Below are 26,771 nucleotides of genomic sequence, written 5' to 3'. Positions count from 1 at the left end.
CACCGTCTCTGTTTAGCTTCTTTTTCAGGTAGTTGGCCTATGCAAATAGCGGAGTGCGTTGTGGCGCAAGGGGAAATTTCGTAGTCTAACAGGTAAGAAAACAAAATAGACACACACAACACAACAATAAACACAAAAAAGGAAATAGAATGAGACGATTAAAAAAGGCGCCCCTGGCATTCCTGCTCCCAGCTGTATTCGCCATGGGAAGTGCTCAGGCGCTTGCTGAAGGTATTGCTCCTCCGTCAAAAGAAGCCAAAGCCATTGCACAGGAAACCATAATTGTAGATGGTCATATCGATGTGCCCTATCGGGTTCACCGCAAATGGGAAGACGTAAGCATTGCCACAAAAGGCGGTGATTTTGATTATCCGCGAGCAAAAAAAGGTGGCCTAAACGCCCCTTTCATGTCGATTTATGTGCCTGCTAGCCTCGATAATTCCGCAGAATCCACGGCCGTTGCTCATCAGTTGATCGATCTCGTGGAAGCCATGGTATACCGGTCTCCGGATAAATTTGCCATTGCCAAAACCGTTGCAGACGTCAAAGAACAATTTAACAAAGGGCTCATTTCGCTGCCGATGGGAATGGAAAATGGCTCACCGATCCAGGGCAGCATGGAAAACCTGAAAACCTTTTATGAACGGGGAATTCGCTACATCACCCTGGCCCATTCTCTGTCAAACCACATTGCCGATTCTTCCTATGATCTGCGCAGGCAGTGGAACGGTTTAAGTCCATTCGGAAAAGAACTGATTGTCGAAATGAACAACTTGGGGATTATGGTAGATATTTCCCATGTCTCTGACAAAGCGTTTTATCAGGCAGTGGAAATCAGCAAAGTACCAGTTATTGCTTCTCATTCGTCACTGCGTAAATATACCCCTGGCTTCGAGCGAAATATGAACGACGAGATGGTGAAAAAGCTGGGAGAAAACGACGGCGTCATCATGATCAACTTTGGCTCGAGTTTTGTATCCAAAGAAACCCAGGACTGGCGTAACAATCTGACCAAACAGAAAAACAAACTGATTGAAGAGCTTGGTAAAGACAGCCCCCAAGTGAAAGCGTTTGACGAGAAATATCGCCAAGAGAACCCTTATCCATACTCCACGTTGAGTCAGGTGCTCGACCACATCGATCACGTTGTGGCGTTGATTGGCATCGATCATGTAGGAATAGGTTCTGACTATGATGGTGTGGGCGATTCTTTGCCAATAGGATTAAAAGACGTATCGACTTATCCAAACCTCGTTCAAGGGATGCTTGATCGGGGATACTCCCGTGCAGACATAGAAAAAGTGCTTAGCGGTAACTTTTTACGGGTGTGGTCAGAAGTGGAAGATTACGCAGCGAACCACTAGTAAAATCAGGAACTACTGCGGCCAACTTCTGCTGGTTGCAGTAGCCCTTACACAATGGTGGGTTAATCGGTTAATCTCGTGTACTGCACTGCGGCAGCCCTGTTGTGCCGTACCGATTGGATAACCATTTCTGCGTCAGTAGTTTTTAACACGGCCCCTTCTGAAAACGCATCGCCAAGCTGCTTTTTCAACATCACATCCAGTGATTCATCTTGATTGCCAACCAGCGTAATACCATAGGATAGCGCGATATCTTCAAGACGAGCCGTGCCCTTGAGTAACAATTCACCGGATGCCAACGCAGCCTCACTAAGCGAAGTAGTGTGAGAAAATATACAGTCGATGAACGCGCGTAACCCCGGTTTAATAACGATAAAGATGTGGTCGCCTGGCAACAGAACTGTGGAACCCCTGGGTGGAAATACAATATCATTTCTGCTCATCATAGCCACAACTGCACCTTCTGGAAGCGCCAGCTCTGCCAAAGAACGGTGTACCGCTTTTGCTGACTCACCAAGTGTATACTGCACAATATCCACATTGACATCGCCCAAAGCACTGATTTCCAATGTAGCCGACGGGGTAACCGGTGCGGGCTCAATGAGTTTTAACTTTCTGGCCATCCAGGACAAGGTCGAGCCTTGCAGCGTAGCGGAAATTAACACCACGAAGAAGACAACATTGAAAATAAGATAGGCTTGTGGGATCTCAAATAGCAAAGGGAAAATAGCCAGAATAATTGGCACTGAACCACGCAGTCCCACCCAGGAAATTAACCCTATCTCACGTCGATTGAACCCGGCAAAGCCCATAAAAGGAGCCACGGCCAGCGGTCGCGCCACGAAAATTAAAATGACCGCAATCAACAGTCCTTCCTGCCAAACTTTCAACAATGACGCAGGATTGACCAACAAGCCGAGCATTACAAACATACCGATCTGACTAAGCCAGGCTAAACCGTCGTGAAACATAAAGGTGGCACGCTTCAGTACAAACCGGTTGTTGCCGATGAACACACCTGCGATAAACGCGGCGAGGAAACCACTCCCCCCTAAGCTCGCCGATATACCGAATGTTAAGAATCCACACACCGCAACCATAACCGGATACAGTCCGGCCGCACTTAGTTTTATTTTGTTGATAAGTTTTACTGCCAACCAGCCAATTCCAAGGCCAACTGCGGCGCCTACACCAATTTGCTGAATAAACAGAACGACGAGATCCCAACCGGGCTCCATTTGCGCGGTGATCAGCTCCAACAAGCCAACCGTGAGAAATATGGCCATGGGATCGTTCGACGCCGATTCAATCTCCAGTGTGGATTTGAGCCGGGGATTAAGGTGTAGTCCAGCATTGCGCAGAATCGAAAAAACGGCAGCGGCATCGGTAGACCCTACAATCGCACCAATGAGTAACCCCACCAAAGGCGGCAGCCCAAGAATAAAGGCCGCTGTAAATCCGGTTACCCCAGCCGTAATAGCCACTCCAAAGGTAGCGAGAAACCCCGCAGGTTTCCACACTTGCCGAATGGAAGTCATCGACGTTTGCAGTCCGCCATCAAACAAGATCATTGCCAGCGCAATAGTACCTAGGGCATGGGCAGAGCTGGCATCGTCAAATGCCAACCCCAACCCGTCTTCACCGGCCAACATCCCTACCAATAGAAACAGCACCAGTAAAGGCAGCCCCAGTCTTGGCGACAACTTACTTGACAGAATACCAACAAACAGTAGCACGGCGGCTACCAGGATTTGGTAATCAATGGCGAACATGCACTTCTCCCTTAATAAATCGGATTGATACGCCTACGGAATATGTGCAAGAGACATTCTCACTTCTTCAGCCGTAGGTCTAATTTGCTTCAATCCATTTTTCTCCCGTCGCTTACCTAAATAAAACAGAATAGGTGAAGCAATAAAAATAGACGAACTGGTTCCAATTATGATGCCAAAAAGCATAGGCAGTGCAAAACTCGCGACAGACGCTCCTCCTGCAAGACCCATTGGCAACAATGCCAACATTGTGGTGACAGACGTAAATAGCGTTCTTGTTAACGTCGCTGATATACTGCTGTTAAGAACATCTTCAATGGGCTTGTCCGGCGACATGCGAAAGCCTTCCCTAATGCGGTCAAATACCACCACTTTATCGTTGATGGAATAGCCGATGAGGGCAAGCAATGCGGCCACGGCGGTTAAGTTGAATTCAAGTCCAGTTACCGCAAAGAACCCTATGGTTTTAGTTAAATCCAGGGCAATTGTAGCCGTGGCGGCCAGGGCAAAATGAGACTCAAACCGCACCCACAAATAAAGCAGAATACCCCCTCCCGCAATCAGAATAGCCAAAATAGAGGCATCAGCAAAGCCATCGCTGACTTTCGCTCCCACCATATCAACCCGCGGGAAACTCGCGTTGTCATCCAACGACGTCACCGCGCCTTTAACAAGGGCCACCTGCTGGCTTTGCGCGGCGGCCTGCTCGGTGGGATCACTTAATTCTACTGAGGGAACCCGAATCAGATAGTCGCCATTTTCACCAAACGCCTGAATGCTTGCGTCCGTTACCCCCTCGTTTGCCAGCGCTGTTCTCAGGTTGTCTAAAGACACGTCAGACGCGTTTACTTCCACTAACGTTCCGCCAGTAAAATCAACGCCATAGTGTAACCCAGGAGTAAAGAATAAGAACACTGAGGCAACAGAAAGCACAGCGGACACCGTCAAACCTATCATTCTGCCGCGCAGAAAGTTAACGCGCTTCCGACCCAATTCATTTATCCATGCAACACCTGGGAATTGAAGCGCTTCACGCTCACGTTTTCGCGTAAGCCATTGCATAAGCATTTTCGTTACTGCGATGGCAGTGAACATAGAGGTAAACAACCCAATGCCAATGGTTATGGCAAATCCCTTAACAGGCCCGCTGCCGAACAAAAATAGCAAACTGACGGCAATGAGGGTTGTCAGGCTTGAATCGAGAATAGTGGCCCACGCCTTGTTAAAGCCGGCTGAAATTGCCGCGCCTGCGCCCCGTCCTTTCCGCGATTCTTCTTTTATTCGTTCATTAATAAGAATGTTGGCGTCTACCGCCATCCCCAAAGTGAGGATGATTCCCGCTATGCCCGGCAAGGTTAGTGTCGCCCCGAATAAGCTGAGTATGCCGAATACGAGGCCCATATTAATACTCAGGCTAAGACAGGCAATGAGACCCCAACGCCGGTAAAGTGTTACCATAAACGCCAGCACCAATGCCGCACCTATCAGGCCAGTTATCAGACCCATTTTAATGGCGTCGCTTCCCAGATCAGGACCAACGGTACGCTCTTCAATTACGGTGAGAGGCACAGGTAACGCACCAGCTCTGAGCATGAGTGCTAAATCTCTAGCTTCCGACGCCGTAAACTGTCCACTGATTTCACCGCCACTCGCACCAATAACGGAGCGGATAACTGGCGCGGTAATCACCTTGTTATCGAGTACCACAGCAAGGGTTTCACCTATGTGAGAACGTGTCATGTCGGCGAATATCCTTCCACCGACACTATCCAATTTAAAATTCACTACCGGGTTACCTGTATTGGGATCAAAGGCAAGTTGGGCGTCTTTGATGTGCTCCCCCTCCATGGCTACTCGCTTTTCCAACCGGTACTGCCGCGTATTGTTGCTATCAGGTATGGTGACAGTTGCTACCTTCTCGCCAGCTTCCGCCACCCAATGAAATTGCATCTGCGCAGTAGTACCAAGCAATTCCCTGATGCGAGAGGGATCTGTCACCCCGGGCATCTGTACCAAAACACCGTCATTGCCCTGACGGGAAACGCTGGGTTCAACCAGACCAGTTTCGTCCAGCCGCCGACGAACAACCTCAACGCTGCGATCCAGAGCATCGGCAACCAAACGGGTTTCATAGGCTTCAGTAAGGCTAACTGTGTACCCTTCGCCGTTTTCAGCAACGGTATATTGTGGCTGTCCGTTTGTGTCATAGCGATAGGCAGAGATAACGTCCCACATTTGCTGACGTTGTGCAGAAGCGCCGTGGAACGACAAGACCAGAGTATGCTGTTTTGCAGATTTTACCTGATAGTGAATACCGGCCTTGCGCAGATCACTTAACAAACTCTCTTTCATATCGTTAAATGTTTTGTCGAGTAACGGCTGCGTATCAGCAGATAACAGGAGGTGTGAACCGCCTTGTAAATCGAGACCGAGGGCAAGTTGATTTTGAGTATACCATTGCGGTAACCGTTGCTGTAGAGAAGTTGGCAATACATTGGGCACTGCGCTCAACAAACCGAGCACAATCACGAGCGCGTATATCACGCCTCGCAGTGAAAAAAATTTCATTTGTTATCCTTTTAACGTTGTAAATAAGGGCAAGGCCCGTATAAAAAAACACGCGTTAAAAGCTAAGGAGATGCTCTAGACAAAGGGCGAGTGAAACGGCATTGGCGGCGGAATTCCGCTCCAATTTCAGAATTTGGCAGAACACCACAAATATGCCAGTGCGTGCTCTGCAAGAACATGTCACCAGTGGCAGTTAGCTCATCAGCCACTGTTTGTTTCGGCTGCCATGGAGCAACCAGTCGCACCCAACCTGTGTCCGCACGATTACTTAATACCGCCGGATAATCAAATGACCTGAAACTGTCTGAAAAACTGTCAGCCTGTACCTGTCCAGCACCCACCGCCGTTGCAGTTAAGACAAACCACAACAAGACAACCCCAATGCGCAATGGCATCTTGGTATGTATACTGGCAGACGGAATGGTCGTGGCAAATGAGCGCATTGGGTTTGTAAACTATTTTTTGCTTTCGTAAGTGTGAGCATAACCGTCGCGTACTTAGCGACAGTAAACAGCCACACAGATAAGTCAGTATTATGGGGGTGCTTCGCCCGCTTTCAATGTATCTGATTAAAATAAATCAACCCAGTCGCGAGAAAACAAACGATTGCCATCAAGCAAAATCAACAAGATCTACCCCGAAAAAATTATCAATAGCACATTGCCATAGGCCATCTGAATTTTTGCGAAACACATAGATGGCTTTTCTGACATGGGTACTGGTATTTTCCGCTCGGTGTTTCTCATTAACGTATAATTTGCTGATCACCAACGCCGTATCTCCGGCCTCAACCACGATGTCGTCTCCCTGGGATACCACATGCTCTGGCATATACTTCGCCTTAAACCCTTCAAGGGCATTGAGTAAGTCGGTCCGGGGAGCAACAAGGGGCTTATCAATCAACACGGCATCGTCGCAGTATAGGGTCTGTAGTGCCTGGATATCGTTACTGTTCACCGCGCTATGCATGGCGTGTAATAGTTGAGAAACCGGATGATGCATATTTGTCGCCTCCATATTTGTACCGCAAAGACGCAAACAAAAAACCCGCCTTTGCGGCGGGTTTAATTTATTTTTTACGTACTAGTTTACCCGCCACTTTTTTTTGAGAATAGCGAGTAGAATATTCAAAGCTGTGGGCATAATATTGAAAAACATTACAGACTGCCTTAGTACGTAGGCGTTGAAAGTAAGCTTAATTCACTTTGCTGTCAACAGGTTTGTCTCGTTGCTTTTCAACGTCGTCGAGGAAACTGTTTAACATCATCAGCATTTGCCTGAAAAGCGGGTTCCCTTTGGGCACGGCACACTCATCGCGCAAATCTACCGCACTTTTGTCAAAATGCATATCCACCACCATTTTGCTGTTAACCACCACATCGGCGTGGCACAACTGGTAGCTTTCATCAATAACAAACTGAGTATTGATTTTCGTTGTAGTGCGGGCCATGAGATCCTCAATGCCGCTAATTGGTGTCGTCGTATCAGCCTGAGAGTGAGCCGCAAACACAGGGACGTCAATGGTTTTACCCTCTTCGAATCGAGTGCGAATGTCTGTAATCACTTCCATTAACTCCAAACCGGTGAAACTGGCAATTGCCGGATATTTGTATGGATTTGGCCCCTGAGTAACATAGTCACCATCCAAAATAGAAGCAACCCACTGAATACCCCAAATTTTAGACAACCGTTCAACGCCACTATCTAACGCCAGTGCACCAGAAAACAACATTATTGCGTCTACGCGCTCAGGCTGTGTCAGGTAATACTGGACAGACAGTGCTCCGCCAGTAGAAAAACCACCGAGATAGACTGTTTTCCCCATGGTATGGGCCAAATCAACGATATCGCTAAGGTGCGCTGCCCATTTGTCAGACAGTTCACTGTCACTCATTTCATCACTGGCGTCTAACTGGCCGTGACCAACATTTAACGGCACAATAACCGTCAGGCCTCTGTCGTGCAGTGCTTGAGCAATGCCTCTCATATAAAATGGCGAATCGCTTAACCCATGAAGCAACACCACCACACCATCCGTGGCCTTGCCATGGTGCAATATGTAAGGGGCATTACCGTCATTTCTCAAGGCTGGCGAACACACGCTGAACCGCTGGAAGCCGCTATTCGTGCAAGCGCGAACTTGCCCAAATCTACTTTCATACAGGCTGCTGAACTGATCGAACGCAAGTTTGACGCCTGCCTGCGCCATAGATGATGTACTTAACAACGCCAAAATTACCCCGGCGAATAAATGTCTCACCACACTCTTCTCCTCTCAGCGGGTATGAAAATTGATAACGCATCAATACTACCAGATTCAATTGAAAATAGAACGACATGCCTTATCTTGCTTGGCAAAGTCGCGTGGTGGCCAGCGGCGCACTCTCGGTCTGTATCCACTTCATAGGTATATTTTTATATCCGTTAATATTGGTACACATGCGCTTAATTGCGCGCCACTGACGTATCATGCCATTGTTGACGAGCCAACTTGGAAAAACTCGTTTATTTGTTGAAAAAGGCAAAACGGTGCGAAAGCCCGTGACGCAAAGCTTCCGGTCTAAAACAAATTTATTGTCATGATAGCGGAGTTACCGAACACGATAAGCCTGCCTTCGGGCTGACTTGTTCACTTTTTCAGTCACATCCTTTAGCCGCTCTAGAGAGCGAAACCTGGAGAATGAACCATGATTGTTTTGGTTGGTGGCGAAAAAGGCGGCAGTGGTAAAAGCTGTCTCGCTCAGAACATCGCTGTATATTTACGTACGGAAAAAAACGCCAGTGTATTGATGGTTGATTGTGATCCACAGCGAACCACTTCAGACTGGGTACAGGAACGCAATGCCAATGACAGCTTGCCTTCCATTAATTGTGTGCAACTTTACGGAAAGATCCGCAATGAACTATTGAGTTTGCGGGAGCACTACGATTATGTTGTCATCGATTGCGGCGGACAGGACAACCTGGCACTTCGGTCCTCTATGGCTGTAGCCGATCATATCCTTATTCCCCTTCGTCCAAAAAGACGAGATCTAAAAACCGTGCCCCATATGGAAGATATTCTGTCGACCTGTAAAATGGTCAACCCTAACATGAACGCGGCGTTTGTCATCACGCAATGTCCTTCTCTCCCATCCCTTGCCAGTCGCATACTGGAAGCTAAAGACGTGTGTCGTTCATTCGAAGTGCCGGTACTCGATGCCGTCACATACAGTCGAAATATGTACGACGATTCCGAAGAATATGGCCAGTCGGTTATGGAAAGTGAACCAGAAGGCAAAGCATCTACTGAAATTCGGTCTATAATAAAAGAATTGTTGTCCCGACGTGAGGGGGAAACCTATGAGTCTGTCCAGCCTCAAAAAATCCAAGCCGTCAGTTGAACGCGTCTGCGCCGTCTCTGTAGATGACTTCATTGACGATGCTGTGAATTATGCCTCCGGACAAGACAGCGTAGTGCGAACACTGTACCCGTCTTTAAAGACGAATGGTAAACCACATTCCCATGGCGAGCCTATGCGCAGGGCTACCTTTACCCTAAGTGAGGAAAGCATTGAGCAATTAAAATCTCTCTCGGCACAAACGGGGATTTGCCGGTCTCGGCTGATAAGAATTTGGGCCGACTACTACTTCCAAGGGGATCACACATTACTATTTAGTAGTACTACCCCCTGAGAGGTTTACAACTTTACTATCACTAAAGTATGCATGGAAATAATTTGGAAAAGATCACATCAATCTTTGCCATCTCAAAAAATTCATATTAGGAAGATTATGAAACGTCGCCTGGCAGGCAGCTTACTTCTGCTATGCAGTATGCTACAACCTGCGACTACTTTAGCATCGCAAACGGAACTTGCGATGAATATCAGCGACATGCTGGAACGTGTTCGCCATGCATACAGCGCAGGACAAATTGACGCCGCCAGTGCACTGGCGCAAACGCTACTTACCCAAACGCCTTCAGAAGGTTTTCCCCTTCAACACGCCAAAATTCAGTTAGAACTAGGCAAAATTGCGGTACTCAAAAGTAGATTTAACCTGGCACTACAGCACTTTAATAACGCTGAACGTCTTTTTTCGGATTTTGACGACAAAGCCCTTATGGCAGCCGTTAGTGCAGAGAAAGGCCAGGTTCACTTTTTACAAGCCCGATACAAATCTGCTCTTGATTTGTTCGAACAAGCCAAACTACTTTATCAAACCCTAGAGGACCTGCAAGGCGTTGCGCTTCAACAGCTCAATATTGGTATTTTACTGCACGCCGAAGGGCGCATAACAGAGAGTTTAAGTGCATTGCAGGATGCATTGACTTTACTCAGGCAACGCAAAGACACGGCCAATATCGCCCGCGCACTGTCGGAAATTGGCAGTGTTTATGCCGACATGGATAATGTGGAAGACGCGATTAAATACCTTATGGATGCCCTTGAAATAAACACTTCTCACGGACTTGCCTACGAACGCGCGCGGAACCACAGTGTACTGGGTGAACTCTATTTAAAATCAGAACAATTCGATTTGGCCGAGCAACACCTCATCGCCGCATTTTCGTCCTTCACTATGATGAACGCATCATTGGACTCGGGTTCAGCGCAAACCACACTGGGCAAAGTGGCCATTGCAAAAGGCGAAATTGAAACCGGTTTGCGTTTTCTCCGCGACGCGCTGTCAGAAGCACGGACCAAAGGGCACGCTTCATTGGTAACCCAGATCCACATTGCCCTGTCTGATGCGTTTTTTAAAGTCAATGACTTAGAGCGCGCGGCCAAACACGCCCAATGGGCTTTTATTCAGGCAGAACGCCATGGCGAACTCAATAGCCAAATTCTTGCTCAGGACAAAGCCATTCAGGCATACCTTGCGCGGGAAAACTACAAAGCAGCCTTTGACGCCCTGACCATTCGAACCGAGCTAAGTGCTGAGCAACTAAACGCGGAAAAGCTGGTGTCTCTGGCAAGAATAAAAGCCGAGCTTGAAATGGAACGGCAGGCGCAGTCCTTCGAACTGCAGGAAAAAAACCGCACCGTTGAACTGGCCAGCGTGCGCCAGCAAAACTTGCAAAACATGCTGGCATTGGGAAGCCTGGTGTCTTTACTATTGTTCATTTTCTTAATTTGGAGCCGCTACAACCAGTACCTGCAAAACAAACGGTTAGCCAGAGAAGTTAAACACCGAACGGCGGAGCTGGAAGATAAAAACCAACAACTCGAGGAAGCCTTTCACGCCTTAGAGCAAGTGAGCATGCGCGACCCGCTCACCGGGCTCTACAACCGCAACTTCCTCAATGCCCAACTTCCAGGTGAGATACACAGGGTTCAGCATTATTACGATACCCTTGATACCACAGACTACCCGAACAATCAGGATTTGGTCTGTTTTCTGGTAGACATTGATTATTTTAAACGTATTAACGACGAACACGGTCACCTGGCAGGAGACCGCTTCCTCACTCAGTTCACAGAAATTTTACAGGAGGTATTTAGGCAAACTGACTTGCTTATACGTTGGGGTGGCGAGGAATTTTTGATTGTTTGTCGCAATACCGACCGCGAAGACGCGGTGGACCTAGCTGACAGACTGTTGTTTGCAGTACGACAACACGTGTTCACGCTACCGGGAAATATTCAGATAAACGCCACGTGTAGCATTGGTTTTTGTGCCTTACCGGTATGTAGAAAGAATCCCTACGAGCTGGACTGGCCAAAAACCTTTGCTGTCATGGATTACTGTCTCTACGCTGCGAAACTCTCCAGTAGAAACTGTTGGGTAGGTATCGTTGAAGGGTGCTGTGACAACCAAGCTAAACCGCTACCGAACAAATTAGAGGCCAAGTTTGGCTTTACCGTCACAAACCTGCGTACCTCGCTAACGAATCTCGCCAGCATTGAGTGGCCGCAGGACGGATAACGCGATTTCCCGCCATGAAAGGGCTTATACAGCCCTGCTACATCCCGGTTTTAACGTCTTCCATGTGGTATTTGTCGATTAACGAATACAAGGTAGGTCGTGTCACTCCGAGAAGCTCTGCGGTTCTGGACATATTCTTCCCGGCAGTTTGATATGCCCGGCGGATAGCTCGACTCTCAGCCTGCTCTCTGACTTCGCGAAGATTCAATGTTTCCGGCTCGCTATCGCCTTTTGCTGTCATTAAACCGAGATCTTCAGCCTGAACAATAGAGCCTTCCGCCATAATCACAGCAGATTTCAATTTGTTCTGCATCTCGCGAATGTTACCTGGCCACTTGTGAGCAAGCATGGCCTGAATAGCATCGTCGGAAAAACTCTTTGCTTTTGCACCAAATTCTTCGCGATAAATATTTAGAAACGTTCTGGCCAGCAGAATAATGTCCTGATCACGATCCCTTAACGGCGGGATGTAAATAGGAATTTCTCCTATCCGGTAATACAAATCTTCCCGAAAAGTTTCCTCAGCTACCATTTGCTGTAAATCGCGGTGAGTGGCACAAATGACTCTAATATCAACAGGTATTTCTGCCCGTCCGCCTACCCGCTCAATCACCCTCTCCTGCAGAAAACGAAGCATTTTGGCTTGCAAACCTATGGGCATATCACCGATTTCATCCAGAAACAGGGTGCCCCCCTGCGCTGTCTCGATTTTCCCCAGGGTAGTTTTATTGGCGCCGGTAAAAGCACCTTTTTCATACCCAAACAGTTCGCTCTCCAACAAGTTTTCCGGTATAGACGCACAGTTGATAGCTACAAAGGGTTTGTCTTTGCGCGGACTGTGTTCGTGAATGCTTCTGGCAAACACTTCCTTACCCGTACCGCTCTCACCTTGCAACAAGGTACTGATATCCGTGCCAGCAATTTTCTCGGCTTTACGCATTACTGCCTGAATTGCTTCCGAATTACCGATAATCCGCCCCATTGCCGGACGGGCCTTGGAAAGAATTCGGTTTTCGTGCTCAAGATTTGCCAGATTGAGTGCCCGTTGGACCAATAACTTAATAGTGTCGGAATCAATGGGCTTTTGATAGAAATCATAGGCGCCAAGGTCAATGGCCTTCAAAGCATTTTCTTTGTCGTTGTTACCCGTGACCACAATAACTTTAGTACGAGGTGCCAATGCAATGATTTCTTTAAGGGCTTTAAGCCCTTCAGAGGCATTTGCTGGATCTGGCGGCAAGCCGAGATCTAAGGTTACAACCTTGGGTTCATATCGCCGCAGTTGTGCAATAGCGGCTGACCGATCATCGGCAAATACCACATTGTAATCGGCAAAACTCCATTTTAATTGTTTCTGGATGCCGAGATCATCGTCGACAACAAGAATTGTATCCGTCATTGCATTGCTCTCATCATATGTGACTACACAAAAGGTGTACTGTTAATCCAGAGGAAAGACCAGGGTGAAACAACTGCCTTTTCCCACTTCACTTTCAACTGACAATTTTCCACCAACTGACTGCATATAGTTTTTGGCGTCATATGCACCAATACCCATACCAGCATTGCCTTTTGTTGTATCAAAAGGTTTAAACAGTCGTTGCTCAATAAAGGTCGCATCCATACCGCAACCATTATCTTCTATCTGCACAATTTGCCGCTGATTGGCCTCATCGGTTTGCAGTTGTACCCGCACATAGCCATCGTCATCGGTAGCCTGCTGAGCATTGCTGATAAGATGGTACATGACGTTGGCAAATTTTTCTGGGTCCACCACTACAGACGCTTCACTGTGGATCTGAATGGTTGGCTGTGGCAGCAACGTCTGACACCGAGATTCTATTAGTTTTGTTATTAACACTGACAGCATTTGGGCGGAAAAAGCGCCGGGTTCTTCGACTTTTTTCTCCGTGAGTTGCCGAAGCATTTTATCCATTCTCGCTTTGGTATAATGCAGTGTTTCAAACGTATCTTCAATAAACTCTGGATTATCTTTGTGTTGCTCTGCATTGCAAAGGATTAAATCAATTTGTGCCAACACGTTTTTCAAATCGTGAAGAACGAAGGCCGACATGCGATTGAAAGCTGCAAACTGCGCATTCTCGGCCACGGCATTGGCCGCTTCATGGTGATAGAGATAAGTGCCTACCTGTTCAGTGACAGCATTTAGATAATCCCGAACTTCCCAGTTTAGACTGAGTTTTTCACTGTCTTTGGTTTTTAGCAGCGCAAAGCCCCAGATTTTTTCCCTGTTCAGCAACGGTAACACCAATTGAAAGCGACATTCTTTAAGCGCACCTCTATCAAGTTGGAGTCCATCGTACTCAAAAGGCTTCGACGCATACTCTTCAATATCCACCAGCCAGGTAGTTTTCAGGCAAAATGGGGACAATTGCCGCAGAATATGCGCTTCTTCTGGCAAGAGTTTATCCATACCAATGCACGCCACCGTTTCCAGATCTTTACCCGCGCATTTCACCAGCGAGCCTGTTTCGTAATTTATTGCTCCTAATACGCCTTGCAAAGCGGAATGAAAAACACTGGCTTTGTCTTCGGGCGCTGATGACAAAGCCTTTGTGAGCTTTACCCATTCTACCCGGTAATCGAACTGGTTGGCGAAAAAGTGTTTAGTGATAAACACTTTAATGCGAGTCCGAAAGCTGTTAGACAGCACTACTGTGATAAGCAGCACCAGCGACAGTACAATTAAAATGGTTTGAATGGTAGAGCTCCATCCGCCACCGATAAAATTGACAACATAACCAGCCAGTGCCATCACCAACAGGTAAATACCGGCAACCAGCAAAAGGGAGCTGTGCAAGACCACTTCCCTTGAAATGAAAATATCTACCCCCCAGTGCTTAATGCGGCGAATTGCTACTATGAGTAAAGGCATCATTAATAAATAGATGTAACCACGGGAGATCACGTACACCAGCTCAACATTATTCACCATGGTGGCGTTGGCATACATGACAAATTCAAACAGATGCATGGCCCCTAAATACAATACCAGAGGCTTGTATGCCCACTGATTTTCCCCAGCCTGACGGTACATCACTTCCAATAAAATTAAGACCTCAAGAGAAAGTACAGTCAATGCTAAAAACAGCCAGTTTGCCGGTATTACCACTAAAGCAGGCAAGAGCAGCGCTATCGCAGGTGGCGTGAGAATTGCCAGAGTTGCGGGACGGCGAAGTACGTCCCACAAAGTGCTAAAATCATCTTGTAAACATCCGGCGATGAACAAAAGCCAAATCATTTGCTTAAGGGTGTCGGCCATAATCAAATGATGGCCTGATACCGTGCCGAATATCTCAGTAACAAAACTTAGGGACCACACCATGGTCGCCATCGTTGCCAGCACCAGCAAGTGTTTAGCCAACCCTGACTTTCGCACTGTGAACAGCAATAGCAGCAGTAACAGGTAAGCGACTGCATTCACGCCATAACCAATGTCAGAAATCATAACTTCCCTTTTTCTTTCCGCCGTCTAGCCGCTGTATTACTAGCGTTTCTGTACCACCAGGCTACCGATAGAATAACCGGCACCGAAGGAACAAAGCACACCAACGTCACCCCGTTGCAGATCGTCGTGATGTAATGCAAATGCTATCACCGAGCCAGCAGAAGCCGTATTGGCATAGCGATCTAACACAATTGGCGCTTCATCGGCTGTAGCTTCGCGACCGAGCAAACGCTTGGCGATGAGTAAATTCATGTTGATGTTGGCTTGATGAAGCCACCAGCGCCGAACGTCGGCAGGCGCAAGATCGTGTTGTTGTAAATGGGTTTCAATGTGTTCCGCAGCCATAGGACACACTTCCTTGAACACTTTTCTTCCCTCCTGATGAAACAGTTTATCCGCGCCGTATGGGTCTGCGTCGTGAGCCCGGCTCATATAGCCAAAATTCGAGCGGATATTGTTAGAAAAGCGGGTTACAGCTTTGGTACTGAGAATATCAAAGACATGTTCGGCATTCGCGGTCTCCTCAGATTCCACTACGGTGGCGGTCGCTACATCACCAAAAATAAAGTGACTATCTCTGTCGGTGTAATTTACTTGAGGAGACACCAGTTCAGGGTTGATCACCAATACGGCTCTGGCATTGCCCGCGGCAACCATTTCATAAGCCCTGTGCATACCAAACGTGGCAGCTGAGCATGCTACCAACATATCAAACGCAAAACCAGAAATGCCCAACTCGTGCTGCACTTCAATGGCCACGGCCGGATACGCCCGTTGCGTATAGGCACAAGACACAATGACGGCATCGATATCTTCTGGTTTTTTATTCGCCGCTGCTAGGGCTTTCTTCGCTGCAACGACGGCAATTTCTGCCTGATGTGACAGCTCTTCATCGGTGCGTTCCGGAATAAGCGGCCGCATGCGGTCGACATCTAACGCACCATCTTTTCGATAAATGTAGCGCTGCTTGATACCAGAAGCTTTTTGAATAAATTCGGCGCTGGAATGGGGTTTAGCGACTACGTTGCCAGCATCTATTTCCGCGGCATTCTCGGCGTTGTATTTATCGGCATAGGCATTATAGCTATCGACTAACTCTTCGTTAGTGATGACGTGCTCTGGGGTCCACAAACCGACACCGCTGATTAGGATCTTTTTAGACATGGATTTTTCTCTTTTTCAGCACTATTTTCCAATGGGGAAAATATAAGGCAACACTGCTTTCGCGACACGATGCGTTTGCTTCATGCACGCGATATGAGTGCTAGCTTAGCGTTTTCACCACTTAATGTCATGGATGAAGTGACTGTAAGAGAAGGCAAACCAACAAAAACCCGGAAGACGATATCGACTCCCGGGCCTCTACTTGAACTGTTTATCGGTGTTTACACCAGCGTGAATCAGTTAGTTGGCTGTAACCTGCCAAAGTGTAACTGAGCCGCTGATTTCATTCCCGACAACCAACAGTGCTTCACCAGTAGGACTGGCGTCAGCAGGTACAAAAACCAGCGATTCAGGCGCGAGGTCGCCGATGCCATCATCTACGTCTAATCCTTCGGTAAGATCGCGGTTGATCACGTACTCAGAAAACGTTACGTTATAAGGGTTGGTAATGTCGTAGACAAAGATCCCGCCCATGCGCTCTGTTCCGATAAAAGCGTAATTCCTGTCACCTACCTTACCTGTTGTAATCGCTTCAGGTTCAGGCCCTTTGTTTTCAGAGCGACTGTCACCTTCATTTTCATCATCACCGTTGTTAAACGCTGCACCGTGAACAGAGGCGGTAATGCGCTCAAAATCGTCTCCAGAGTCAAATACAACCTGGCCATTTTGATCCCAAATGGTAAATGACCGAGCCCCATATGTATACGCCCCGTCATATTCTCCATCACCGTCGGCATCGCCCATGCCAAGGGTTACCCGCAAGTCGTCAATTTCGCCGTTCGCTTGCAACATAGCAAGGGGGGAATTTGACTCCGCGTTGAGATCTTTTACCTTTACTTCATCGGTATACGCCAGACAATCGCCGTCGTCGAAGTCTTCACCACCTGCCGCGAGGCACGCTGCTTCGTCATCAGCATCAAAAATATACTCCCGGGCATCGCCTTCATTGGCTGTCAACAGAAACGTGGCATCTTTCCATGTGGTATGTGTAATCGTATCTGGCATATAAACACCATACAAACCATCGTACTGACCAAAACTCACCTCGCCATCTTCCTGCGCATCAATCTGATAGCCCGACCAGTCTTTAACACCCAAACCTATCAGGGAAATAGTCATGGTGGTTAAATCAACCACAGCCAGACCGTTGTTTTCCTGCAGCGTAACATAGGCGGTGTCATTGGTAGCCGTGATGTATTCAGGCTCTAAATCCATAGCGACGGTGGTATTAATTGTTACACCGTTAATAGTGCGACCGGACGGATTGGGGAACTGCATGCCCATCGCTTCCAGTTGGCTCTGCTGCGTATTGAACCCTTCAAACGTCAGGGTTGTTGCCGAATCTGCTGGCACGCCATCATTAATTGTAATAACACTAACAGACCCTTCAGGGTCGACGGTGTAATCATCTGACGGCTCACCTTCGTTGGCAGTCAATACTTTTGTACCATCCGGAGTGAATGCAACGTTATCAGGCAAGTTACCTACTTCAACGGCCTTTAAAAAAGCAGGCGTGCTGTCATTCAACCCTGTGTAAAACAACACATAACCGTTTTCACTTTTCTCATCGGCAGGTATGGCCACAGCGAGTAAATCGTCTTTCACGGCAATACTGGTAAGGCCATCAAGAGCAACACCATTCACCTCCGTTGGCAAGGTAACTGAGGTGCTGGAAAGTGTATCTGCCGACACTGGACTATCCACAGCCTCACCCGTCAAATCCGCAATTGCAATGACAGAAACCGTATCTGATTCGCCATTTGTTGCGTAAATGGTTTGTGTGGCTTTGTGATACTGCACGATTTCCGCGGCACCTTCTCCGCCGACTACCGACCGTCCGATTACAGCAAGAGATACTCCCAGGGAAGCGTCTGCGCCGTCTGCCCCAACACTACCATCTGCTCCGTCGGCACCAGCTTCACCTTGCGCGCCCTGTGGTCCTTGCTCGCCATCGTCCCCATCCAGGCTACAGCCTGATAGCGCCGCGGTAACCAAAAGTGCCATCAGACCCACTTTGAACTTATTCTCTAACATCTCGTATTTCCCTTTTTATCGTTATCTAAATTGTGCAATCACGCACAAATCCCTCTAACGTAAAGCTGCTGCATGACACCTTAAAGACATTAATGTGACGGAAATATGTCCGGATCCGCTGAGTGATGCCTCCCCCCTGACATTGATAGAAAATAACCCCTTCCTTAACTTCAAAGGGTATAAAGATAAGCCCACGGCAAAAGAATACCGCGGTGAATATGTAGATATACCGCGTGCAACGAATTACTATACGGCGTTCACGGGTAGTTACCGATAAAGGGAAAGAATATGAAAATCACACTCAAACCATTCGCTATCATAGGTCTTGTTTCATTACTAAGTGCCTGTGCCACATCACCTACAGGGCGAAATCAGGTGCTGCTTTATTCAGAATCGCAAATGGCGTCCATGGGTGACCAGGCCTTTTCCAGTATGAAGGAAGAGTTGCGCGTTTCCAGTAAACAGGTCGAGAACGCCTACGTGCAATGTGTGGCAAAATCACTCACACCTTTGGTTCCCGACAGCGTTTTTAACGGAGAATGGGAAGTGGTAGTGTTTGAAGACGAGCAAATAAACGCGTTTGCCTTACCCGGAGGTAAAATTGGCGTGTATACCGGACTGTTAAACGTTGCAAAAACCCAATCCCAACTGGCGGCCGTGATTGGCCATGAAATTGGTCACGTTATCGCTCACCACGGGAATGAACGCATGTCCACCACCACCTTAACCAACCTGGGCACGCAAGCCGTAGCACAAGTCATCGAGTCAAATGAAGTGGCATACAGTGGCGCCATCATGGCGGCAATAGGCATGGGCTCTCAGGTCGCCATTACCCTGCCATTTTCCCGTGCCCATGAGTCGGAAGCCGATCTCATTGGACTGGCCCTCATGGCGCAGGCGGGTTTCGATCCCAGAGAATCGGTGGATCTTTGGCAGAATATGGAAGCGGCAAGTGACGGACAGCGCCCTATAGAGCTCCTCTCCACTCACCCTGCTCCTCAGTCGCGCATTGAAAACCTTCAAGCCAACATGCAAGGTGCGTTGGCTGATTATCAGCGTTCCCCTAACAGGCCCGTATGCAGGCAGTAACCTGAAGACAGCTGAATCTAAAACAAAAAAAACGCCACAACAATGTGGCGTTTCGATACCAGGTGAGCTTATTCTATTCTGCTTCTGTAGTTTTGTGCAGATGCACATCCATTTGTGGAAACGGAATCGAAATGCCTTCTTTATCAAAGCGCAGTTTAACCGCTTCAGTGAAATCAAATTTCACACCCCAGAAATCTGACGACTTAACCCACGGGCGAACGACAAAATTCACGCTGCTATCGGCCAGCTCCGATACAGCAACTGTCGGCGCAGGCTCTTGTAGTATGCGCTCATCGGCAGCAACCATTTCTTGTAAAATTGCTTTCGCTTTCTTGAGATCAGCGTCGTAACCAATACCCACAACCATATCTACCCGACGAGTTTCTTTAGCAGAGAAATTTGTGATGGTATTGCTGTAAATCGCTCCGTTAGGCACAATGATTTCTTTGTTGTCAGGTGTAGTCATCGTCGTGGTGAAAATACCAATTTTATTCACCGAACCAGCGGTACCTGCTGCATCTACGAAATCACCAGCTTTAAAAGGCTTAAAGACAAGTAACATTACACCGGCTGCGAAATTCTTCAGAGAATCCTGTAAAGACAAGCCGATAGCCAAACCTGCCGCACCCAAAATCGCAACGAGCGATGTGGTATCCACACCCAGTTGGTCAAGAGAGGCAACGATGACAAACAACATTAAGATGGCGCTGATAATAGATTCCAGGAAATCAACCAGCATCTGATCGTATTTAGACTTGGCCATTACGCGACGGAAAACAGACAACAACAATCCTACTACAATACGACCAACCACATAAATTGCGACAGCCATCGCAATGTTAATGCCCCATGGTATAGCGTATGTATTTATATACCCTTCGATATCTGAAGCGGTAAACATTGATAAATTTTCTTCCATTTGTATTTCCTATTATATTTTAATGCAAACCGTTGCACAGTGCGGTATTACGATAGCAGTCATTCCCCTTGATAAGCAATAGCATCACGGCTGTTTATGCCCTATACATTGGTATAAATAACCATGATGAAAAGTTAATTCCGGCAGAATAATATTTCTGTAACGGCACATATCTACACTCGCACAATGTGATCCGCTGTAGCGCAAATCCGCTGGTTCTTTTTTAACCAGTTGATTTTAGTGCTAATAACAAAATTGAATAATGTGGTGGTCGAGAAACGCTGGTATTTGCGCCTTTTTCGGCTATAGTCGATAGCACTTTTTTGACGCCCCAGCGGCGTTACGAAACAGGAAATACTAACTTGTTTCTGGGAAAAATGAATTTTCTCTCAAAGGTTTTCATTACCAGGACTAACGTAATGGGTTTCGAAACAGGTTATTTAGCTATCGTTTTATCCGGTTTGCTAAACGAAGGGATTTTTTTTATGTTATTTCTATCTTTACTTTTCGTTGTTGTTCTTTTTCTTCTTGGATTTGCGTTAACTACGGACAAAGGTAAACACACCATTTATGCCCGTAAGGCCAACCCACCGACAAACATAAAGAGATTGCAAAAGCCAACCGGCGTCCAAATCAATCAAAACTAGTTTTTTCCACTGGAAACGGGTGTGTCGACATTGCGTCAACATGGCGGTAGTCTGTATTATTGGCAGCGATTTTAGACTACCGGTACATTTCCATGCGAATACCTCGTTTGTTTCATCCAGCGCCCGTTAATATGGATGAAGAGTTTTGCCTTAGTGATGATGCGGCCCACCATGTCGCCAATGTATTGCGCCTTAAAGCCAACCATCCGGTTGTCCTGTTTAACGGTGATGGCAATGAGTACAGTGCCGTCATCATTGCAGTAAGCAGGAAGAAGGTGGTCGTTGAGGCTGATGCCTGCCTGACAATAGGCAAAGAATCTCCCCTTACCATTCATCTGGGTCAGGGCGTGTCTAAAGGCGATCGCATGGATTTGGTACTACAAAAAAGTGTAGAGCTTGGCGTCACTGCTATCACGCCGGTTGTTACTCAACGGTGTGCCGTGAAACTCGATGAAAAACGATGGGAAAAAAAGTGGCACCAATGGCAAAAAATTATTGCCGGAGCCTGTGAGCAATGTGGTAGAAACATCCTCCCAACACTCAGCCAACCCGTCACCTTGAATCAATGGCTGGCACAATCCACTAAGGCACAACGCCTGGTTCTTGCCCCCGGAGCTCATACCGCGCTGTCGAAAACCCCTTATTCGAGCAACGGATATCGCATTCTAATCGGACCTGAAGGCGGCTTGTCCGATAGCGAAATACATCAGTGCCAGGAGAGTGGTTATACCCGTGTTAACATGGGGCCCCGAATCCTTAGAACAGAAACTGCCGCCCTAGCCTCAATAACCATTCTTCAATCTGTTCACGGCGACCTATAATCTAAGAGAAAAGGCTCAGTGACTTGTTTTGTAGGTAAAAAAGGGTTAAAAAACTAGTTAATCATTCATTAACCTGTCGTTTGCAATGAATCTTGTTTATTCGTCGACACTGCCGCAGTTAACTTCTGGTCGCATCGAACTCGACAAGATCTACGGTGCCAGTCTGGAAAAGATTCTCGAAGGTGCGCCACTGGCAAAAATAGTTGATCACTATCTGACCTTCCTCGAAACAAGCAGCTTGCCTTACCGCTACGCCGTGACCGAGTTGGTCAACGATGACAGATCCTTATCAGTTCTTGCTGCGCCGTCACTGCCCGCTGCGCTTTTAAAGTCCCTTCATCATCAACCGGTCAGTAAAACAACCGGTGCGTGCGGACCAGCAGTGTTGTCTCAGACCCCTTATTTCATTGCCAATATTGCATCCCACTGCAATTGGCGGGATTTTTCAGAAGACGTTGGGCAAAGTGGCATCTTCAGTTTGTGGTCTTTTCCATTAATCTATCAAGGGCAGTGTCGCGGTACCTTTGTTGTCGCGGGAAACCGCAAATGTGAACCCGATACTCACACCGTGTCTCATTTTAAAAGCGTTGCTACAAACCTCGCAAAGGTGTTTACTCTGTGCGAGTCGCAACAACGCAAAAGCCGTGATGCCTGGCAGCTAACCCTTCAAACACAAAGACAGCAGGAACAAATTTCTGCGTTAACGCAAAGCTGTCAAAAACTGCTGGCAAAACAGTCATTGGTAGAATCGGCGTACGTGAAACGCCCGTTGCCGAACGGTTTTCAACATATGGCCGAAGGCTTCATTGAAGATGTTCGTGATGCGTTGAATGTAGCCAGAACCACATTGTCATTTCAACAGGTGGTGACCGCTCAAAATAAACAGCAGCTTGAACAAAAAGCGCTGAACAAACAGGCTTTGCTCACGTATTACCAAAGTGTCAACCGCGCGTGTGCGGAAGGCGAGAAAATAATGTCACATGCCCAGAAACGGGTGAACGAGCTCGACCTGTATCTCGATCGGGTAACACAAAACACCACCCGCCCATTGCTGGTCTGTCAGCTAATGTCGTCGCTTATTAACACCATTGCTGCAAACGACTTTCAAGCGGTGTTTTATTGTATCGATATCCCCGTAGACCTTGAGTTTCGCTTGCCAGAAGGTACGTTTACTCAGGTTATATGTGAGCTGATTTTAAACGTATACCGGCATGCCTATCCAAACTGCAATGATGGCCGGGTGTGGTTGTCAGCACAAGTCAGTAGCAGAAATAACCGTCGCATTATGAAGCTGGTTGTTGAAGATCGCGGTGTGGGCATCGACAAAACCGTTACTGAACACGCCATGCGCCCCCTTACTGACGCCCTTTATTCCCAAGACAAAACACTGCGTGGCTTATCCGCGTGCTATCATCAGGTTACCTCTGAAATGGGAGGGACCTTTAGCTGCGACAGTCACCTTGGTTCGGGAACCCGAATGGTGATGTATATTCCTGAAGCGTCATAGTCGGCATTTACTGCTTTTCATATTGATTTTGTCAATAATGCCGCCATAGTAGGAAGTAACTATCCTCTACAACCGAGTATCAAGACATGAGTTATACCGTTGGTTTCATAATGGATCCCATTTCACAGGTGAAACCCCATAAAGACACCAGTTTCGCGATGATGCTGGAGGCACAAAAACGCGGGGCAACCATACTTTATATGGAACAGGCTGACCTGTTTCTGGACAACGGCAAACCTATGGCAACCGCGCGAGAAGTAACGGTAAAAGACCAATCCACTGATTTTTATCACCTCGCAGAAGAAAAAATTGTCGGGTTAGGCGACATCAACGCGCTGTTGATGCGTAAAGATCCCCCCTTTGACAGCGAGTTTCTGTATACCACGCAAATGCTGTCACTGGCTGAGGCTGAGGGCGCATTAGTCGTGAATAATCCCCAGGCATTGCGCGATTACAACGAAAAGCTATTCACGTCTTGGTTTCCTTCGCTGATCCCTGCGACGCTGGTAACTCGCAACGCCAAGCATGTCCGGGATTTTCATAGTAAGCATAAAGACGTTATCTGTAAGCCCCTCGATGGCATGGGCGGAACATCAATCTTTCGAATAAAAGATGACGGGAATAACCTTGGCGTTGTTATCGAGACATTGACAAAAAACGGTACCCAGCAGATGATGGTGCAAGAATTCTTACCTGCCATCAAAGACGGTGACAAACGCGTACTTATTGTCGATGGTGAAGTGATGCCCTACTGTCTTGCGAGATTGCCCAGCAAAGGGGAGAATCGAGGAAATCTCGCCGCTGGAGGTACCGGTCGACCACAACCAATCAGCGAGTCGGATCGCGCCTTGGCAGAAGCCATTGCGCCGGTTTTAACTGATAATCGAATCCTTTTTGTTGGGCTGGATGTAATTGGCGATAGAATTACAGAAATAAATATTACCAGCCCCACTTGCGTAAGAGAAATAGAAGCGCATTACGATATCAGCATCATGGGTAAACTCTTTGATGCGATTGAAAAGAAACTGGCAAACAAAGGTGGTATCGGATGACAGAACTTACTTCACTGCAGAACCATTTTCTCATTGCTATGCCTTCGCTGGATGACGCTTATTTTTCCCGTTCCATAACTTACATTTGCGAGCACAATAGTGAAGGAGCGATGGGTATTGTTATCAATCAGCCGTCGACGATGACACTTAAAGAACTATTAGAACAGACCGACAAAGACGTTTCTTATGGCGATGATACGTCTGAACAAATTATCCTGGCCGGTGGCCCAGTTGGGCAAGAACGAGGCTTTGTTTTACACTCGGGTGAAGGAGAGTGGGGTTCCAGCCTGCCTTTGGGGCCGGGAATTGTCGTCACTACGTCTAAAGATATTCTCTCGGCAATTGGCAGTAAAAGCGGTCCTGAACACGCATTGATTGCTCTGGGCTATGCTGGCTGGGAAGCCGGACAACTGGAGGAAGAAATGCAGGAAAACGCATGGCTAACCGTAGAAGCTGACGCCGAGATTCTGTTCAACACGCCGATCCATAAAAAATGGCAGGCTGCAGTGAAAAAGCTCGGTGTGGATATATGGCAACTGACGCCAGAGATCGGCCATGCCTGAGGCAAAATCACGAACCGTACTAAGCTTTGATTTTGGGACCAAAAGCATAGGTGTCGCTGTGGGGCAGGAAATTACCGGAACGGCTTCTCCCCTTGCAGCGCTAAAAGCTCAGGATGGCGTACCGGACTGGAATAAGGTTAAGGCGTTATACAGTGAGTGGCAACCGGATTTGGTAGTAGTTGGTCTGCCCCTGAACATGGACGGCACTGAACAGACAGTTACCCTCCTTGCCAAGCGATTTGCCAATCGGTTACTCGGACGCTTCAACGTCGCTGTAGAAACTTGGGATGAACGGCTTTCTACGGCAGATGCGAAGGCCATGTTGTTCGAGTTAGGTGGCTATAAAAAACTGACGAAGGACAAGGTTGACAGTGTATCTGCCTGCGTTATTTTTACCAGTTGGGCTGAAAACCAATTCCAGTAAGCGACACCTATAACTAAGGCAATCCCCTGCGGATACTCTTGTGTCAATTGCCACTGTCAGTTGCTTCCTGGGAAGTCTGACAGTTCCAGCACAATGGAAAATGCCCTTCGATTACTTCCCCACATTCACCACATTGCCACGCAAACTTGTCGCTGCGTTTAGTCACAAGGTCGTTAACAATAGCTTTCGCTTTTTCGTACCATTGCTCATCCATGAGCCAAAGCTCTAGCTGCGTCTCCTGCCACGGCAATTCGCCCATGGCACCACCCGCATACTCGTTTTTTACCAAATAAGGGATACACACGGCATCCAGTTCCGTCCGCAACTGCTGAAACAGAAACCGGTCGTCGTGAGAAAAAAGTTTGCGCATGGCTTTTTAGTCATCCATGTCGATGGATACACCCGACAACGACCCGAGTTCAGAACCTTCGCTGGCCTCGAGTTTTATCATTAATCGCAAATCGTTGGGAGAATCGGCATGATGAATAGCCTGATCATAGCTAATGCGATCTTGCCGGTATAACTCGTACAATGCCATGTCAAAGGTTTGCATGCCTAACTCTTTGCCTTTTTTCATCGCATCTTTGAGCTCACCGGTGCGATTGCTCTGAATGAGCTCTGCCACAAAAGGTGAATTCAGCAACACTTCAATAGCAGCAACCCTTCCCTTGCCATCTTTTTTGGGAACCAATTGCTGAGCCACAATAGCACGCAAGTTCAAGCTTAAATCGAACAAGAGTTTATTGTGCATTTCTTTAGGCGCCAAATGCATGATGCGCTCGATGGCCTGGTTGGCGTTGTTCGCGTGCAGTGTCGCGACACAAAGGTGCCCGGTATCGGCAAACGACATGGCGTATTCCATAGTCTCCATTGAGCGGATCTCGCCCAGCAAAATAACGTCAGGGGCCTGACGCAAGGAGCTTTTAAGGGCATCGTCAAAGCTCATTGTATCAATACCCACTTCACGTTGAGTTACCACACACTGACCGTGTTTGTGAATAAACTCGATGGGATCTTCAATGGTTAAAATATGGCCTCGACTACTGTGGTTGCGGTGGTCAATCAAGGCAGCCAGAGAAGTAGATTTCCCCGTCCCTGTTGCACCAACCATAAGCACCAAGCCCCGCTTACTCATGATGATATCTTTGAGCACACCGGGCAAACCCAGTTCATCGACTTTAGGAATTTCGGTTACAATTCTTCTGGCCACCATTCCAATGGAGTCACGTTGCCAAAATGCACTGCAGCGAAAGCGGCCGACATTAGTAATACCAACGGCAAAATTACTCTCTTTGAGTTCATTCAGCTCGCGAATATAGCGCTCTTCCATAACGCTTTGAACCAGTTCTTTGGCCTGAAATCGCGAGAGCGGTTCATCGCCTAACGGCGTTAGCTGACCATCTATTTTTGCACTCACCGGAAAACCTACGGTGATAAAAATATCTGACGCGCCACGCTCAGTGGCCAT

The 26,771-nt window shown here is 47.6% G+C and carries 24 protein-coding genes and 1 riboswitch; of the genes, 12 read left to right on the top strand and 12 right to left on the bottom strand.

Translation table 11 applies throughout. The annotated features are described in order from the left end of the window. Positions 1 to 149 precede the first annotated feature (149 nt). Positions 150 to 1,364 carry a dipeptidase gene (locus KO518_RS06780; protein WP_371742261.1) on the top strand — a complete coding sequence of 405 codons (1,215 nt, stop codon included), beginning with the start codon at positions 150 to 152 and terminating at the stop codon, positions 1,362 to 1,364. A 62-nt stretch (positions 1,365 to 1,426) separates the two neighbouring features. Here the strand turns inward: KO518_RS06780 and KO518_RS06775 are convergent, their stop codons facing one another. From KO518_RS06775 to KO518_RS06755, 5 genes are all read right to left on the bottom strand, one after another. After that, positions 1,427 to 3,136 carry a potassium/proton antiporter gene (locus tag KO518_RS06775; protein WP_216025067.1) on the bottom strand — a complete coding sequence of 570 codons (1,710 nt, stop codon included), beginning with the start codon at positions 3,134 to 3,136 and terminating at the stop codon, positions 1,427 to 1,429. 33 nt (positions 3,137 to 3,169) lie between these two features. Beyond that, a complete protein-coding gene (gene secD / locus KO518_RS06770; protein ID WP_216025066.1) occupies positions 3,170 to 5,704 on the bottom strand; it encodes a protein translocase subunit SecD in 2,535 nt (844 codons plus the stop codon). A gap of 62 nt (positions 5,705 to 5,766) precedes the next feature. After that, complete coding sequence (locus tag KO518_RS06765) at positions 5,767 to 6,147, bottom strand: hypothetical protein (RefSeq protein ID WP_216025065.1); 381 nt, start codon at positions 6,145 to 6,147, stop codon at positions 5,767 to 5,769. A gap of 169 nt (positions 6,148 to 6,316) precedes the next feature. Then, positions 6,317 to 6,721, bottom strand: a complete 405-nt coding sequence (locus KO518_RS06760) for a DUF4440 domain-containing protein (RefSeq protein WP_216025064.1) — start codon at positions 6,719 to 6,721, stop codon at positions 6,317 to 6,319. 178 nt (positions 6,722 to 6,899) lie between these two features. Next, complete coding sequence (locus KO518_RS06755) at positions 6,900 to 7,967, bottom strand: alpha/beta hydrolase (RefSeq protein ID WP_371742259.1); 1,068 nt, start codon at positions 7,965 to 7,967, stop codon at positions 6,900 to 6,902. A gap of 247 nt (positions 7,968 to 8,214) precedes the next feature. Continuing rightward, a riboswitch (cyclic di-GMP riboswitch) is annotated at positions 8,215 to 8,303 on the top strand. Positions 8,304 to 8,391: 88 nt separating this feature from the next. Here KO518_RS06755 and KO518_RS06750 point away from each other — a divergent pair. The 3 genes from KO518_RS06750 (at position 8,392) to KO518_RS06740 (ending at position 11,614) form a co-directional block, all read left to right on the top strand. Then, the gene (locus KO518_RS06750) at positions 8,392 to 9,087 is read left to right on the top strand and encodes an AAA family ATPase (RefSeq protein WP_216025063.1); all 696 of its coding nucleotides are present in this window, start codon (positions 8,392 to 8,394) and stop codon (positions 9,085 to 9,087) included. Then, entirely contained in the window at positions 9,047 to 9,379 is a 333-nt protein-coding gene (locus tag KO518_RS06745; RefSeq protein ID WP_216025062.1) for a ribbon-helix-helix domain-containing protein, read from the top strand. Before KO518_RS06750 ends, KO518_RS06745 begins: the two co-directional genes overlap by 41 nt. A gap of 99 nt (positions 9,380 to 9,478) precedes the next feature. Then, positions 9,479 to 11,614 carry a diguanylate cyclase gene (locus KO518_RS06740; RefSeq protein WP_216025061.1) on the top strand — a complete coding sequence of 712 codons (2,136 nt, stop codon included), beginning with the start codon at positions 9,479 to 9,481 and terminating at the stop codon, positions 11,612 to 11,614. Between the two features lie 37 nt (positions 11,615 to 11,651). On the opposite strand, the gene prsR is transcribed toward KO518_RS06740, so the two are convergent. The 4 genes from prsR to KO518_RS06720 form a co-directional block, all read right to left on the bottom strand. Further along, the gene (gene prsR, locus KO518_RS06735; RefSeq protein WP_216025060.1) at positions 11,652 to 13,013 is read right to left on the bottom strand and encodes a PEP-CTERM-box response regulator transcription factor; all 1,362 of its coding nucleotides are present in this window, start codon (positions 13,011 to 13,013) and stop codon (positions 11,652 to 11,654) included. Positions 13,014 to 13,055: 42 nt separating this feature from the next. Next, positions 13,056 to 15,083 (bottom strand): XrtA/PEP-CTERM system histidine kinase PrsK, encoded by a 2,028-nt coding sequence (gene prsK, locus KO518_RS06730; protein ID WP_216025059.1) that lies wholly within the window; start codon positions 15,081 to 15,083, stop codon positions 13,056 to 13,058. A 39-nt stretch (positions 15,084 to 15,122) separates the two neighbouring features. Then, positions 15,123 to 16,247 (bottom strand): beta-ketoacyl-ACP synthase III, encoded by a 1,125-nt coding sequence (locus KO518_RS06725; protein WP_216025058.1) that lies wholly within the window; start codon positions 16,245 to 16,247, stop codon positions 15,123 to 15,125. A gap of 240 nt (positions 16,248 to 16,487) precedes the next feature. Continuing rightward, a complete protein-coding gene (locus KO518_RS06720) occupies positions 16,488 to 18,281 on the bottom strand; it encodes a choice-of-anchor I family protein (protein ID WP_216025057.1) in 1,794 nt (597 codons plus the stop codon). A 94-nt stretch (positions 18,282 to 18,375) separates the two neighbouring features. Between KO518_RS06720 and KO518_RS06715 the strand changes: the two genes are divergently transcribed. Further along, complete coding sequence (locus KO518_RS06715) at positions 18,376 to 18,558, top strand: hypothetical protein (RefSeq protein WP_216025056.1); 183 nt, start codon at positions 18,376 to 18,378, stop codon at positions 18,556 to 18,558. Positions 18,559 to 18,569: 11 nt separating this feature from the next. Beyond that, entirely contained in the window at positions 18,570 to 19,370 is an 801-nt protein-coding gene (locus tag KO518_RS06710) for a M48 family metallopeptidase (protein WP_216025055.1), read from the top strand. A 73-nt stretch (positions 19,371 to 19,443) separates the two neighbouring features. Here KO518_RS06710 and KO518_RS06705 read toward each other — a convergent pair whose 3' ends face one another. Then, positions 19,444 to 20,289 carry a mechanosensitive ion channel family protein gene (locus KO518_RS06705; protein WP_216025054.1) on the bottom strand — a complete coding sequence of 282 codons (846 nt, stop codon included), beginning with the start codon at positions 20,287 to 20,289 and terminating at the stop codon, positions 19,444 to 19,446. Between the two features lie 419 nt (positions 20,290 to 20,708). Here KO518_RS06705 and KO518_RS06700 point away from each other — a divergent pair, with 419 nt between their 5' ends. The 6 genes from KO518_RS06700 to ruvX all read left to right on the top strand — a co-directional run bounded on the left by KO518_RS06700 (position 20,709) and on the right by ruvX (position 25,303). Further along, positions 20,709 to 20,936: a hypothetical protein gene (locus KO518_RS06700; protein ID WP_216025053.1), complete on the top strand. Its 228-nt coding sequence runs from the start codon at positions 20,709 to 20,711 to the stop codon at positions 20,934 to 20,936. Between the two features lie 92 nt (positions 20,937 to 21,028). Then, positions 21,029 to 21,757 carry a 16S rRNA (uracil(1498)-N(3))-methyltransferase gene (locus KO518_RS06695; protein WP_216025052.1) on the top strand — a complete coding sequence of 243 codons (729 nt, stop codon included), beginning with the start codon at positions 21,029 to 21,031 and terminating at the stop codon, positions 21,755 to 21,757. Between the two features lie 85 nt (positions 21,758 to 21,842). Beyond that, complete coding sequence (locus KO518_RS06690) at positions 21,843 to 23,264, top strand: ATP-binding protein (protein WP_216025051.1); 1,422 nt, start codon at positions 21,843 to 21,845, stop codon at positions 23,262 to 23,264. 86 nt (positions 23,265 to 23,350) lie between these two features. Continuing rightward, entirely contained in the window at positions 23,351 to 24,316 is a 966-nt protein-coding gene (gene gshB / locus KO518_RS06685) for a glutathione synthase (RefSeq protein WP_216025050.1), read from the top strand. Continuing rightward, positions 24,313 to 24,879 (top strand): YqgE/AlgH family protein, encoded by a 567-nt coding sequence (locus tag KO518_RS06680; RefSeq protein WP_216025049.1) that lies wholly within the window; start codon positions 24,313 to 24,315, stop codon positions 24,877 to 24,879. The genes gshB and KO518_RS06680 overlap by 4 nt, the downstream gene beginning before the upstream one ends. Beyond that, positions 24,872 to 25,303 (top strand): Holliday junction resolvase RuvX, encoded by a 432-nt coding sequence (ruvX, locus tag KO518_RS06675; RefSeq protein WP_216025048.1) that lies wholly within the window; start codon positions 24,872 to 24,874, stop codon positions 25,301 to 25,303. The genes KO518_RS06680 and ruvX overlap by 8 nt, the downstream gene beginning before the upstream one ends. Positions 25,304 to 25,346: 43 nt before the next feature. On the opposite strand, the gene KO518_RS06670 is transcribed toward ruvX, so the two are convergent. Beyond that, a complete protein-coding gene (locus KO518_RS06670) occupies positions 25,347 to 25,673 on the bottom strand; it encodes a DUF2007 domain-containing protein (RefSeq protein WP_216025047.1) in 327 nt (108 codons plus the stop codon). 6 nt (positions 25,674 to 25,679) lie between these two features. Beyond that, positions 25,680 to 26,771 carry a PilT/PilU family type 4a pilus ATPase gene (locus KO518_RS06665; protein ID WP_252736043.1) on the bottom strand — a complete coding sequence of 364 codons (1,092 nt, stop codon included), beginning with the start codon at positions 26,769 to 26,771 and terminating at the stop codon, positions 25,680 to 25,682.

It is taken from the genome of Aestuariibacter sp. A3R04 (genome assembly GCF_018860805.1).
Classification (GTDB): Bacteria; Pseudomonadota; Gammaproteobacteria; order Enterobacterales; family Alteromonadaceae; genus Alteromonas.
The sequence above is the reverse complement of the archived record's forward strand: the minus strand, read 5'-3'. Positions and strand labels throughout refer to the sequence as shown.